Annotated in this window: 14 protein-coding genes; 9 read left to right on the top strand and 5 right to left on the bottom strand. The window is 40.5% G+C overall.

Annotated features, from left to right (window positions below; translation table 11 throughout):
* Positions 1-585 precede the first annotated feature (585 nt).
* Both H6G05_RS16070 and H6G05_RS16075 read right to left on the bottom strand, forming a co-directional pair.
* Positions 586-1,452 (bottom strand): metal ABC transporter permease, encoded by an 867-nt coding sequence (locus tag H6G05_RS16070; RefSeq protein ID WP_190579319.1) that lies wholly within the window; start codon positions 1,450-1,452, stop codon positions 586-588.
* Between the two features lie 50 nt (positions 1,453-1,502).
* A complete protein-coding gene (locus H6G05_RS16075; protein ID WP_190579321.1) occupies positions 1,503-2,240 on the bottom strand; it encodes a metal ABC transporter ATP-binding protein in 738 nt (245 codons plus the stop codon).
* 93 nt (positions 2,241-2,333) lie between these two features.
* Here H6G05_RS16075 and H6G05_RS16080 point away from each other — a divergent pair, with 93 nt between their 5' ends.
* From H6G05_RS16080 to hisI, 3 genes are read left to right on the top strand one after another with little or no spacing between them, the layout of a single operon-like run.
* Positions 2,334-2,603 (top strand): hypothetical protein, encoded by a 270-nt coding sequence (locus H6G05_RS16080; protein ID WP_190579323.1) that lies wholly within the window; start codon positions 2,334-2,336, stop codon positions 2,601-2,603.
* Between the two features lie 30 nt (positions 2,604-2,633).
* On the top strand, positions 2,634-3,638 hold the full coding sequence (locus H6G05_RS16085; RefSeq protein ID WP_190579325.1) for a CobW family GTP-binding protein: 1,005 nt from the start codon (positions 2,634-2,636) through the stop codon (positions 3,636-3,638).
* A 28-nt stretch (positions 3,639-3,666) separates the two neighbouring features.
* A complete protein-coding gene (gene hisI / locus H6G05_RS16090) occupies positions 3,667-3,999 on the top strand; it encodes a phosphoribosyl-AMP cyclohydrolase (RefSeq protein WP_190579327.1) in 333 nt (110 codons plus the stop codon).
* A 233-nt stretch (positions 4,000-4,232) separates the two neighbouring features.
* Here the strand turns inward: hisI and H6G05_RS16095 are convergent, their stop codons facing one another.
* Positions 4,233-4,757, bottom strand: coding sequence for a MerR family transcriptional regulator (locus H6G05_RS16095; RefSeq protein WP_190579329.1), 525 nt, complete (start codon positions 4,755-4,757; stop codon positions 4,233-4,235).
* A gap of 193 nt (positions 4,758-4,950) precedes the next feature.
* Here H6G05_RS16095 and H6G05_RS16100 point away from each other — a divergent pair, with 193 nt between their 5' ends.
* On the top strand, positions 4,951-8,127 hold the full coding sequence (locus tag H6G05_RS16100; RefSeq protein ID WP_190579331.1) for an HsdM family class I SAM-dependent methyltransferase: 3,177 nt from the start codon (positions 4,951-4,953) through the stop codon (positions 8,125-8,127).
* 4 nt (positions 8,128-8,131) lie between these two features.
* A complete protein-coding gene (locus H6G05_RS16105; protein ID WP_190579333.1) occupies positions 8,132-8,863 on the top strand; it encodes a hypothetical protein in 732 nt (243 codons plus the stop codon).
* 49 nt (positions 8,864-8,912) lie between these two features.
* Here H6G05_RS16105 and H6G05_RS16110 read toward each other — a convergent pair whose 3' ends face one another.
* Positions 8,913-9,161: a hypothetical protein gene (locus H6G05_RS16110; RefSeq protein WP_242025577.1), complete on the bottom strand. Its 249-nt coding sequence runs from the start codon at positions 9,159-9,161 to the stop codon at positions 8,913-8,915.
* The gene (locus H6G05_RS16115) at positions 9,154-9,657 is read right to left on the bottom strand and encodes a hypothetical protein (RefSeq protein ID WP_190579335.1); all 504 of its coding nucleotides are present in this window, start codon (positions 9,655-9,657) and stop codon (positions 9,154-9,156) included. Before H6G05_RS16115 ends, H6G05_RS16110 begins: the two co-directional genes overlap by 8 nt.
* 136 nt (positions 9,658-9,793) lie before the next feature.
* On the opposite strand from H6G05_RS16115, the gene H6G05_RS16120 reads away from it, so the two are divergent.
* The 4 genes from H6G05_RS16120 to H6G05_RS16135 all read left to right on the top strand — a co-directional run bounded on the left by H6G05_RS16120 (position 9,794) and on the right by H6G05_RS16135 (position 13,918).
* The gene (locus tag H6G05_RS16120; protein ID WP_190579337.1) at positions 9,794-10,609 is read left to right on the top strand and encodes a GTP-binding protein; all 816 of its coding nucleotides are present in this window, start codon (positions 9,794-9,796) and stop codon (positions 10,607-10,609) included.
* A gap of 65 nt (positions 10,610-10,674) precedes the next feature.
* Complete coding sequence (locus tag H6G05_RS16125) at positions 10,675-11,499, top strand: metallophosphoesterase family protein (RefSeq protein WP_190579339.1); 825 nt, start codon at positions 10,675-10,677, stop codon at positions 11,497-11,499.
* Positions 11,500-12,231: a metallophosphatase gene (locus tag H6G05_RS16130; RefSeq protein ID WP_190579341.1), complete on the top strand. Its 732-nt coding sequence runs from the start codon at positions 11,500-11,502 to the stop codon at positions 12,229-12,231.
* A 91-nt stretch (positions 12,232-12,322) separates the two neighbouring features.
* A complete protein-coding gene (locus H6G05_RS16135; RefSeq protein WP_190579343.1) occupies positions 12,323-13,918 on the top strand; it encodes an iron uptake porin in 1,596 nt (531 codons plus the stop codon).
* Positions 13,919-13,955: the final 37 nt, after the last annotated feature.

A 13,955-nucleotide genomic window follows, 5' to 3' on the forward strand; every position in this document is an offset into this window, starting at 1 on the left:
TTGCTCTTGGGGTTACTCTCTATAAATTCAGTTAATTCTTCCAAGTCTTTTCTTTGATTTCTTCTTCTCTATTTTTCCACAACTCATTTAGGATTGCTATAGCAAAAAAAAAGAGTTAGCTAATACAAACTAAAGCCCAAGAATCGAGGGGCGGCGATTCGCGCCGCCCCTCGATTCTTGGGCTTTATGTCCTAAGCAAAACTTGCTTTGCTATATCGTCAAATCTCGTCACCGCCATCTCTGAAAAACAAGAAAAATAAGACCATACAACTTGTATTTTGATTTGTCCTTGATACAGGTGGCTATAGCTAGCGCTTATCAGTCTAGTTATACCAAATCATAAAATGGCTACGCCATTTTGTGATTTTAAAACCCTTACAAGGTTTAGTTTTTAATTCGCAAAAGTGTTGACACACTTTCGTGAATTGGTATTAAGTATGAGTTTGCCCCACCAGCAATTCTCATTATGAAACTGATTTTGGTGTGTTTCCAGCGCCGAGGGCGCTGGAAACACACCAAAATCAGTTTTGTTTCTCCGCTGAAGGCGGAGAAACAAAACTCTGTACCTCGCTTGCTTGTAAAGTGCTATAGCTTATGAAATAAACTTTTCGTTCTTTTCACGATCGCTTTCTTCGTTAAAATTCCCTGCGAAGGACTGAATAATAGAGCTAATAGGAAAAGCCCTGAAATAATCAAAACGATCGCACTGCCCGAAGGAACGTTTTGATAATAGCTAATGTACATACCGCTAACACTAGCAATAACACCAAACAAGGCTCCTAGCAACATCATTAGGTGTAATTCCTTCACTAATAGGTAGGCTGTGGCAGCGGGTCCAGTGAGGAGTGAAACCACTAACACCACGCCGACCAATTGCATACTAGCAATAATCGTGAGGGTGATGCCTGCCATCAGTCCAAAGTGAATGAAATGGACAGGTAATCCCATTGCTTTGGATGCTAATGGATCGAAGCAGTAGAAGATTAATTCACGGTAGAAGATGATTACACAAGCTAAGACAGCGATCGCAATAATCAACGTTCGCCATAGGTCAGCAGTGGTCACTCCCAAAATATCGCCAAATAGAAAACTATGCAGATCTAATTTGCTTTTAAGGGTAGTAATTAACATGACACCCAATGCTAAAAATCCAGAAAACACCAGCGCCATCGCCGTATCAACTTTAATTTTGGAATGGGTCTGAATCCAAGCCACGACAAAGGTGCTAATCGTACCTGCGATGAATGCCCCCAGAAAAATATCCATGCCAATGTAAAAGGCGATCGCCAGTCCTGGCAAGACTGCATGGGCGACAACATCACCTAAAAGCCCCATGTGCTGCACGATCAGATAACTTCCAATTACTGCCGATAGAATCCCAATGAGAATACCAATCGCGATCGCATTTCGCATAAACTCAAAGCCCAAAGGCTCTATTAACCAATTCAACATAATTTTTATTCCTAAAATATGAACTTAAACGGCGCTTCGCGCCGTTTAAGTTAGATGAGTTCTTTTTGCATCAAAATCACGCTATCGCCATAGGCGCGTTTAATATTCTGGGTGGTAATCACAGTATCGCGATCGCCATCGGCAATTAGTTCTTTATTCATTAGCAATAGGCGATCGTAATTATCTAAATTGGAACCAAGATCGTGAGTGATTACTAACAGAATTTTGCTTTGGGATTTTAATTCGGCAAATACATCAAAAATTACCGCCTCCGTTTTCTTATCGACACCCACAAATGGCTCATCGAAAAACAGTAATTCTGCTTCTTGGGCGATCGCCCTTGCTAGAAATACTCTCTGTTGTTGACCGCCTGATAACTCACCAATTTGGCGATCGCGTAGTTCCCACATACCAACACGCTGAAGTGCAGATTTGACAATGCTCTCGCAGTGACAGCCTGTCTTTTTGATCCAGCCTAGCCAATTACGATGACGGGTACGCGCCATCATCACCGCGCCCCAAACCGTCACAGGAAAATCCCAATCCACCTGCGATCGCTGCGGTACATAAGCAACAGTCCGCAGTTGTCGATACAAAGCCCGCGATCGATAGCGCACATGACCATTACTAGCAGGTACTAATCCCAGAATTGCCTTAAAAATCGTACTTTTGCCAGCACCATTAGGACCAATCACCGCCACCATCTGCCCAGAAGCGATCGCAAAGCTGACATCCTCCACGGCTTTGACATCGTGATAGCTGACTGCTAAATGCTTAACTTCTAGCATATTTTTTGTTTGCAACTAAATGTAGGATTAGAGTGATAATGATTATCATTCTAAGTATATAATCAAATTACCTTAGCGCCATATTTTCGTCCCATGTCCATCGATCTGTTCCCCAAAAAACCTGCCGTTAGTGCCGAACAGTCGCAGCAGGTCAAGGATTGGCTATATGAAATCTTGCGGATTGATCACCAAACGGTTATTTCTCTTAGTCAATTACAATGCCAAGATTCTGGATGTCCGCCCATTCAGACGGCGATCGCGATTATGACTAGCCCACATCGGATCATTCGGATTCACAAAGCAATTTCCGATATTACTTATGCTGATGTGGTACAGGTGATCGCTGTAAAAATTACAGTTTAAGCAAGTTATAAACTCACTATTTCAAAAAAAATGCAAACTCTTCAACTTGATATTCCTAAACGGGGAATGCCTGTGACAATTGTTACGGGATTCCTCGGCAGTGGCAAAACGACACTTCTCAATCAAATCCTTAAAAACCGTCAGGATTTGAAAGTGGCGGTTTTAGTGAATGAATTTGGCGACATTAACATTGATGGGCAGTTACTTGTTGATATTGAAGATGGCATGGTGGAGCTAAGCAATGGTTGTATTTGCTGCACGATCAATGACAGCTTAGTTGATGCGGTATATAACGTTTTAGAACGGCAAGAGCGAATTGATTATATGGTGATCGAGACAACTGGCGTTGCTGATCCTCTGCCGATCGCCTTAACTTTTTTGGGAACAGAGCTAAAGCATTTTACGCGCCTTGATTCCATTCTCACAGTGATAGATGTAGAGACTTTTACTTCCGAACATTTTAAAAGTGAGGCAGCACTGAGTCAGGTGGAATATGGCGATATTGTGCTGTTGAACAAAACTGATTTAGTTCCTGAAGAGCAAGTTGAAGAGCTAGAAGAGTACCTCCGCAAGAAGAAATCCAAAGCGCGAATTTTGCGATCGCAATATGGAGAAGTTCCATTACCCCTAATCCTAGATGTAGATCTAGCCCAAACTAGTGTTTATCAACAAGTAGAGAAAGAGGATGAGATTCATCAACATGAGCATCACGAACACCATGAACATCATCATCACAACTCTGATCATTTAGCCAATGATGGATTTATCTCTGTCTCGTTTCAAAGCGATCGCCGATTTGATCTAGACAAGTTCACCCATTTCCTCGACAAGGTAATGCCTAACGATGTATTTCGAGCTAAGGGTGTTCTTAGTTTTGTATCTCAAGACTTGCGGTTTATTTTTCAGCTAAGTGGAAAGCGCTACGAATTAAATTATGACCATCGGAAGAAACCTATTGATAATCAATTAGTTCTTATTGGCAGAAATCTTGATGCCCAAATGCTTCAGAGGCAATTACAGGAATGCTTGGTATAGTTTGTTTTAACAATATAAAATCTAAAGAATGTCTGATAACTGGATTGAAAATTTGAAATATGATGCGGGAGGATTAATCCCTGCGATCGCTCAAGATCATCAAGATGGAACAATTTTGATGATGGCATGGATGAATCGTCATGCGCTGGAATTAACAATTTCAACTGGTGAAGTGCATTATTGGAGTCGATCTCGTCAAGAGCTATGGCATAAAGGCGCAACTTCAGGGCATATTCAAAAGCTCAAAAAGCTCTACTACGATTGCGATCGCGATGTAATTCTCGTCAAAATCGAGCAGATTGGCGATATCGCCTGTCACACTGGTGCAAGAAGTTGTTTTTTTACAGAAGTTCCAGTATGAACATTTAACAACTAATGAATGACCTAATTGTTGATTTTGTCAGTGCTGGCACAATGTGATCGCTACGATATTACCCCACAAAACCCTGCTGCCCGTCAACTTCGTAACATCTCTGCCCGACACAGCGATTTCTGTCTGGACAATTTTGCGGCGGCGATGAGTTAGACGCTCAAACCAGCATAAGTGTTTATTAGGAATATCAATAAAACAACTAACTACGCCCTAACTACGCCTTATGAAATCATAAGCTCTTGAGTATACTGAACTTTTGCTCTTTGTTTAAAGCTGTCAAAATTAATAACTGATGATTTTGTAGCAGCTTCCCAAACCTCATTAACGATTTCTGTCAGTGCTGGCAATACAAGTAAAGTGTATTGCCCTACACCTTTGTTACTTCTACCTCCAACCTTCATCGCAGAAGGCATTTTTTCTGGAAAATCTTGCCAGTCTTGCTGAATCCAAAATACTTCATCATCTACTACAACAAGCTGTTTGTACCTTAAATTATCGTCAAATCCACTTTTGTTCAGAAATTCTACTATTTTGCGGACGGTCTGAAGTGATATTTCTTGCCGAAGGTGCTTGATTGCCCGAATTTCCAGAATTTGTTCCCAAGTATAGATAACGGTAGGCTTTCGAGACTTGCCAATCCTTTGAGGTATTACAAGCTCTTTCATCTCTAAATACTGGAGTCGATTTGATGTAGTTTCAGTAAGAGCTAGTGTCTCTGTTCGTGTAAAACCTTCTATAAGAGCCATAAGTTGAAGGGCAGCATTAATGTATTATCTTTTGACAAGTTTATAATACATTTGATTAGAATTTACATTTAAAGTGATATTATCTTTGTAAAATAGCTTTAATCTAGATAGCTAAACTAAATCTTGAATTTTTAAGAAATAGCTCATTGATTATTTAATTTAAGTTGATCTTGAGTGCAATTGGTTTGGAATTATGTCGCAGTCTGGGATGCTAGAACTAGCTCACAAAAAACTTTATTGGCCGAAACCTGATCAGATCTGGGAACCTAGTGGATCTGGTCCAAAGGTTTATGCTCAATTAGCTAAAGAAAAAATCGGGGAGAAAATCAAGCGGGAATTCCCAAAAGATGCCAAAGGTGTAAAAGTTAGTGTATTAGCAGCTAACCCAGATGGTGATGAAACAGAAGCGCCAATTGCTATCGTCTGCCAGTTTAATAGACCTATCTCTTCAGCAGTAATTAAAGAAGTACATAGATTAGCGTGGAGCTTTAGTCGGGCGCGATCGCTAATTACAATAGAACCTAGCTTAATTCGAGTCTGGTCGTGCTGTGAACCTCCAACAGAAAAAGGAGAACTTAAAGCGGTTGCAACTGTAACTAAGGCTCATCTTTCTGAACAAGCTAACCCTTCTGACCAAGCAGCAAATGCTCTGCAATGGGTTGAATTAGTTTCTGGGAATTTTTTCCAGAATCATGAAAATCGCTTTAAGAGAAGCGGTGCTGCTGACCAAATGCTATTGGATAATCTCAAACAAGTTCGACAACAGCTTGAGACCGATGGTTTGGATGTTGAAACTATCCATGATTTATTAGCAAGGATTATTTTTATCCAGTTCCTATTTCAGAAACAAGATTCTAAAGGTGAACCTGTTCTGAATGAGAGGATTTTGCAAGATTTACATTCACAAGGAGTTTTATCTAAATCTTATAGGGAATTATCTGAGATTCTTGATAATTTTGATGATACTTACCATCTTTTTCGTTGGCTGAATGACAAGTTTAATGGCGATCTATTTCCTGGGAAAGGCGAAACAGAAGAAGAACGTGAGGCTGAATGGCAAGAAGAAATACAAAAAATTAGAGTAGAAGAAAACCGATATCTAAAAAAGCTTGCAGATTTCGTCAGAGGCGATCTGAAGATGCAAGATGGGCAACTTTGCTTATGGAAGTTCTATTCTTTTGATGTCATTCCCCTTGACTTTATTAGCAGTATTTACGAAGAGTTTGTTAATAAAAAAGCAGGAGAAGGTGTTCACTATACTCCAGAATATATTGTTGATTTTATCTTAGATGGTGCTCTTCCTTGGGATGAAACAGAATGGGATCTCAAAATTTTAGATCCTGCTTGTGGTTCTGGCATCTTTTTGGTAAAAGCTTTCCAGAGATTGATTTACCGATGGGAATTAGCTCATGATAATGAAGGAATTCCAGCAAACGTTTTAAGGAATTTACTTGTCAACAATATATTTGGTGTTGATATTGATAAAGAAGCGGTTAGGGTTGCATCGTTTAGTCTCTATATGACGATGATAGATAGTATTGATCCTCTGAAATATTGGGAAAATCAAGTTCGGTTTCCTCGGTTAAGGAATCAAAGACTAATTCATTCAGATTTTTTCGCAGAAGACATAGAAGGATTTCGTACCGATCAAGATGCTGAAACTTATGACTTGGTTTTGGGTAATGCACCTTGGGGCAATGGGACGCTTACACCCTTAGCGTCTGAATGGCAAAAAAGAGATAAAGGTCGGTGGTTTGTTCCTGACAAAAATATTGGTCCGCTATTTTTACCCAAAGCGGCTGTTTTGACCAAGCTAGGTGGGCAGATATCGATGATGCAACCTGTATTCATACTGATTTTGAGTCAACTAGGTACTGCAAAGGAGTTTAGGAATAATTTGTTTTCAGAATTTTGTGTGGAAGAGATTATTAATCTAGCAATTTTACGCTTTGAGATTTTTAAAAATGCAATTTCTCCAGCTTGTATTATTACTCTTTCTGTACAAAAGCCTGATATCGAACATTCAACTGTTTATATATGCCCTAAGCCTAATTGTAGCAATGAAGATAACTACTATATAAAAATTGAGCCACAAGATATTAACACCATATATTTACAAGAAGCTATATGGCAACCTTTGGTATGGACTGTCTTAATGTGGGGAGGTAGGCGAGATTTAAATCTGATACAACATTTAGCTAGACATGAAAGCTTATCTAAGTATGAAAAAAAAGGTCTTGTAAAAACGCGGCAAGGTGTAATTCCAGGAGATAGGAAAAAGTATCAAGAAGAACTACTTGGAAGAAGAAGAATATGGAAAGCCAAGTTCCCTCAAAATACTTTTCTGAAGCTAAATGCTGAAGATATACCTATTAATAACGATCCAATGACTCACTCAAGAGATTCAACGGATTTCTCAGCGTTTGAAATTCCACAGCTTATTCTCAAACAGAGTTGGCAGGCTTCAAGTAAGCGATTTCAAGCTGCTATTATTGAACCTGATGAACATAGTCATCGAGGTGTGATTTGTTCTGAAACTTGTGTGAGTGTGCATATACCTAATGATCATGCAGATCTCCTTAAGACTGCGTGTCTAATTTATAACAGTAGAATAGCAGTATATTACTTATTTCTATTAAATGCTTCTTTCGCTTCTGAGCGCCCAAAAGTTACTGTGGGGAACTTGTTAAGTGTACCAATTGTACAAAGAGAAGGATTAGATTTAGATATTGTCAAAACTTATAATGATATTGACAGAATTGCGGGTGAATTATTTGCTCTTAAAGATAGTGAATATGTATTAATTAATGATCTTATAAACTACACACTGGCAGACTTTAAAGGGGATAAATTTTCTCCAGGAAGACTGAAAACCCAACGTTTTGGGCAAGCTTTACTTGATAATAACGAAGAACCAGAACTTAAAGAATATTGCGAATATTTTTTTCGTGTAATTAAAGGTGGATTTGGACAGGATAAGAAGGTTTGTGCAACTATTTTTCAGGAAGCAACAAATTATCATCTCCCTGTTAGGTTAGTAGCAATATATCTAAATAAGTCGATTCATGACGGGATCAAGATAGAAACTATTAATTCTCAACACTTACTCAGTAGATTAGAGCAACTGAATAAGTTATTTATGGAGCAACCTAATTCTGATAATGGAGGAATTTTTTATCAACGTGTAGCCAGAATATATACCTCAACTACTTGGAATGGTGAGCAAGTACCAACAATATATTTGGTTAAACCAGACAAAATTCGTTACTGGACTCGTTCTATGGCTTTGCGTGATGCGGATGAAGTTGCCGCAGATATAATGCTTGGAAGGAAAGAGTTGATTAGAGAAATAGAAGTGGTAGCTCTATAACATTATGAGTAGGAGAAGAACAGCATCCCAAACGATAGGTGAAGCAAGGTATCCTGATAATCCCGATTTTGTCGAGTTGGCTAAAATATGGAATCCTGCTGCTACCTCAATTCTTTTAAATTTAATTTGGCAAGGCTATAACCTATGTTTCCAAGAAATTTTGTCAAGAGTTGACGTATTACAGTCAGATGATCAACTAGAACGAGAACTTACTCAAATTCTCGATTTATATATTCGTAAAGGTATGCAAGGATTTGAGCCTTTTATTTTACAACATGAGTCATACGAGATGGAGCTACGGGGAGCATATCGACCTAGACAATACGATTTAGCATTTGTATGGTTTGCAAACCCCAAAATAAAGTATCCTTTGGAGGCTAAAGTATTGCGCTCAGACATCTCTGTTAATGAATATGTTAATGAGATTACAAGTAACTTTCTTACCTGCCAATACTCCCCTTTTTCAAGTGAAGGAGCAATGCTTGGATATTTGCTTCAAGGAAATCCTGCAACAGCATTTAAAAATATTGCAACATCAGTTCCCTGTACTTTATCAGATCATCCCGATTTTATAGGACGTGATCACAAGATTTCAGATCATCAGCGTGTAGTTCCAGAAGATAAAACTTATCCCGACAAATTTCGCTGTCATCATTTGCTTTTACAATTGAGCAAGGAAACCAATGTTAAACAAGCATCTAGAAAAAGAAAAAGTCAAAAAAAATTGAGCGATTAGAAATCTTGCAATCTAGACTTAGCTTTTGTTGATTGGCTGAAAATTTATTCTATGAATTAGTTGACCTAATCGTAGATTTAGTCAGTGCTGGCACAATGCGATCGCTTGCCATTCTTGCGCCAGAAATATTTCTTGCTGTTGGTCCCACACGCAAAGCAGCTAGACCTCCCATGATAAATAAATCGCAGCCATGCCATCGCAAATGTTCGTCAAGAATTGGAAATCCGTTAACGAGGGGTCGGGGAGAAGCTAAAATTGCTGAAACTCGATCTAGATTATGGATTAGAGGATTACCCATGAAACCTCTTTTTCAATTCCAAAGCGGCTAACTCCTGCTCTCTCACTTGACCTATTCGCAAACCATCCACCAAACACAACATTTCATAAAACCGAGAATCCTGATCTACAACCTCTGGCACAGAACGGTATAGGGGCTTAATTCCCAAACCTTTGATTTTTCCTTGAGGAGAAGCCCAAACATATACACTGTTATCGCTGATCATCAATAGACTTTTTAGCGGTTCCGCCGAATGTGCCGTAGGTACACCGCGAACTGGACTACCTACTTTCGCCGCAAAAACATATTTCAGTCCATGAACTAAAAATTCCTCTAAAGCTCCTTTGAGTACAATTCTTTTTTTCACATTATATAAATGACATTCCTCACAACGCTGAAGAGAATCATGGACAACCGAAGTGCTAGTTTTCAAACTTTCCGCTAACTCTGCATAAGTCCACCCTGAATTTACGCAGTAAACCTTAAGCAGTATGACGATATCTTGAGGCTTGAGCATAAATTAACTTTGTCTAAACTTGCATTTATTCTATATTCTCGAATCACGAATATAACAGATCTCACCTTTGATTTGGCAAACAATGTAGTAAGATTGTATAGAATGATAATCATTATCACTTTATTGCTAAATGTCTATGCCTGTCGTCAAAGCATTAACTCAGAAAGATCTATCTGCTCAAGTATTGGCGATCGCAGGAGCAGTGGGAATTGGCAAAACTGGTTGGATCTTTCAGCAAATTGAGCAAATATCTGCACCAGTTGTTTATTTCTGTCCTAGTGCTGGTAATGTTCCCATCGATCCAACTTGTCTTATCGCAGAATTTCCCCATGTGCAAATTTTCGCCGATGGGCAGGAATTAGAACTGATTGAAAAAGTAGAGCAGGGCGCGATCGCTTTTATAGAGTTGGGCTTTCACTTAGATTTGCGATCGGGCGATATGCTGCTAGATACTCTTGCCGATCGCCATGCTTGTAGACGGATTGCCCTTGTTCCCTCTGAGTTAACCAGTTCTGAATGGCATGACTGGGCGAATGAAGTAATAGAAGTCAAATATAATTTAGATTTACATGATTTGCAGATCTGGCGATCGCCCTTTACAGGACAGGTTTTTGATCCTTCAAGTTTGAATGTCTTATGGTACGAAATCACCCAAGGTGCTTATGGAGAAGTGACGCGAGTGAAAGGGATTTTTGATCTGTTTGACGGTAGAGCTTTTCATCTTGATTTTGTCGCAGGTATGGAAGATAGCCTCTATTTACCCCTTGATGTCCCGCTTTGGTTGGATGGTCGCCCTGAACGCTTTAGTGGAATTGAAGTCGTTGGGCGCAATCTCGATGGTAAGGCGATCGCGCAGTGCATTATCGATTGCTGCCTGTCCGAAGAAATCATGCTCCATTATCAAAATCAAATCAAACAATCGCGCCAACAATCAAGCCAAATGGCAGCGTAAATCCTATAAAAGTTGGTCAGGCAAAGCCTGACCAACTTTACCTACCTAACGGAATAAATCACAAAATGAAAATCGCTGTAATGTCTTGCATTCATGGCAACTATGAAGCCCTTGATGCAGTTTTGAGAGATATTGACCATCAAAAAGCCGAAAAAATCTTCTGCTTAGGCGATCTCGTTGGTTATGGACCTTTTCCCAGTAACGTCGTGGAAATGGTGCGATCGCTCGATATTCCCACGACACAGGGATGCTGGGATGAGGATATTGTAGAAGGATTGAATTCCTGTGAATGTAGCTATCCATCGATGCTTGCCGAAAAGCGCGGGCGGCTTGCCCATGAATGGACAAATGAGCATATATATCCTGAGACAAAGGAATATCTAGCTGCTTTACCGAAAGTGATTAAGCATGACAATCTCGCTTTTGTGCATGGCAGTCCGCAAAGTCAGCATGAATATCTTTTGCCAGAACTAGATGGATTTATTGCCCTAGAGAGAGTTCTCTCGACGGGAGCCGATATGCTCTTTTGTGGACATACTCATGTGCCTTATGTGCGAACCTTAGATGCAGGTAAATTACGCCTCTTGGTGAGAACTGGTACAGAGGTTCCAGAAGCAGAAATGCGTGAATTTAATGCACCCTTAAAACGAATCGTCAATGTTGGCTCAGTCGGTGAGCCGCGTCATGGTCGCCCCAATGCCACCTATGTGATCTATGACACCGATAGCGATCGCGTTACCTTGCGGGAAGTGGAATATGACTATCAAAAAACCTGTGCAGCAATTATTGAGAGAGGTTTACCACCAATTTTTGCATGGCGCTTAGCTAAGGGTTTAGAATTTGCCGAACGTGCTGATGATGCTTCTCATTTATGCGAGAGAGGTGTGTAGATGTCATATTGGGCAATTTTAAGCGGTATCGAAGCTAATCTCACGGCTTACGAAGCAGTGCTAGAAGATATTAAGCGACAGGTTCCGAAAGTTACCGAATTGTATATTCTTGGTGATGTGATTAATGCGACTACTGCTAGTGAGAAGGTCGTAGAGAGGATTCGCAATCCCCGTATTGGTGAGCTAGTGCCGCAGGTTTGTAAAGGCTGGTGGGAAGAGCAAGTAATGATGCTGCATGGATTCGTTCCCGATCTTGAGCCAAATCCTTTGGTAGAAAAATATGGCGCGGCTGGGGTAAAAGCTCTTTGGGACAGTATTTCCAAAGAAACTGTGGAATGGATTAGCAATCTCCATTTTGCCTTCATGGAATTTGATTGTCTATTAGTACATGGCAGTAGTTTGAGTGTGTTTGAAGAACTCACGCCTGAAAGTTCACCTTTACTACTTTTAGATCGAATTGCACGGAGTAATGCTAATCGTCTATTTTGCGGACGTTCTGGGCAAACCTTTCGCTATCAGATTAAGGATGGTTCCCTCAATTCCCATGTGTTAACCCTTGATGGTGCAGAGGCTTTGGAGACTTTTAATACTAGCGATCGCCTTGCGATCGGTGTTGGTAATGTTGGCGGTACTCCTAACCAAGCGACTTATACCATCTATAGCCCTAATACTGACATCGTAAAATTTCGTACAGTGCGGTATGGCAAAAGTAAAGGCTTTGGAAAAACTTGAGAACAGTATGTGGTCAAGAATGTTATGATCCAAATATGATAATGATTATCATTTTTAAAATCAAACAATGTCTCTAAAATTCTGAAAAATTATGTTCAAGCAATTTTCCAAATCCATATCAAAAGCGATCGCTATTTCTGCGATCGGGATTCTACCTAGTGCCGTATCCAGTGTGTCGGCTCAATCTATCCCTCCAAACAAAGATGTCATTGGACAGAACGTTACATCAGTTTCGCAACTAAGCGATGTAAGACCCACCGATTGGGCTTTTACGGCTCTGCAATCCTTAGTAGAACGCTATGGCTGTATCGCAGGATATCCCGATCGCACCTTTCGCGGTAATCAAGCCACCAGTCGTTATGAATTTGCGGCGGGGCTAAATGCTTGTTTAGATAAAATCAATGAGATTATTTCCGCAGGGCTTGCCGATAAAGTTGGGAAAGAAGATCTTGCCACATTACAAAAACTGCAAGAGGAATTTGCCGCCGAACTAGCCACATTGCGCGGTCGGGTGGATGCCCTAGATGCTAAAACCGCCAAATTGGAAGCACAGCAGTTCTCTACTACCACGAAACTAGAAGGTCAAGCGATCGCGGCTGTTTCGGCAGGAACTTCAGGCTCTAATTTCCTTTTGGACTCAACAGGAACACCGACTACCAATGCTGGTAAGGTCAATACAACTGTGATCAGCCGAGTACGTCTGAACTTTAAGACGAGTTTCACAGGTGAAGATTTACTGCTCACACGTATCGAGCTTGGCAATGGTGGCACAGGACTAGGCAATTCTCTTGAGGCTCCTGAGAGCTTATTAGGGTTCACAGGATTTGGGAATAGTTCTAAATTTGATTACAGTGGCGTTGGCACTACGGCAACACTCAATCGCTTACGATACGATTTCCCGATTGGTAAAGATATTCAAGCTTCAATTGGCACAAATATGTCACTGAATGATCATCTGGATGCCAATAGTTTTGCCAATGATGAGTCGGCAGACTTTTCCAGTGGGATGTTTATCAATAATCCTTTGATTTTGCCTGTGAATGATGGTGCTGGAGCCGCGATCGCTTGGAATTTTGGTGGTAGTGCTTTCACTCTAAGAGCAGGTTATGTCGCTCAGAATGCGAGTCTTCCGACCTCTGACGGAACGATCAATCGTGGCTTATTTGGCGATCCCTATCAAGGTACAGTTGAGCTAGAGTTTGCGCCGAAAAATGCTGAAGATGCTAGTCCCTTTGCAATTCGTCTGCAATATACTCGCGCCTCGGTAAATAATCTGGACTACAACACAGGCGGCGTAAATCTTGAGTGGGCATTTAATAAAGCTGTAGCCGTTTTCGGACGCTATGGATTCGGCAATATCAGTAATCGCGGTACTGCCATTTCTGCCGCACTTCCTAGCTATACAACTACAGCCAATGACTCTCTAAGTCCCCAGACTTGGTCTGCGGGTTTTGCTTTTCCTGATTTGTTTAAGGAAGGGGCGATGGCAGCGATCGCGGTTGGACAACCTTTCATTGAGAACCAAGTGGGTAATGCTACTCAAACCAATGTGGAACTGTTCTATCGCTTCCCTATCTCTAACAATATCAGCATCACTCCAGACTTACAGTTTATCTTCAATCCCAATAACAACAGCAACAATAGCACCATCACTGTCGGCACATTGAGAACTGTGTTTACTTTCTAGATTTGCTCCTTAACTTGACTTTCCTAACAAATCCTAA

The sequence above is a fragment of the Phormidium tenue FACHB-1050 genome (assembly GCF_014696925.1).
Classification (GTDB): Bacteria; Cyanobacteriota; Cyanobacteriia; order Pseudanabaenales; family Pseudanabaenaceae; genus Pseudanabaena.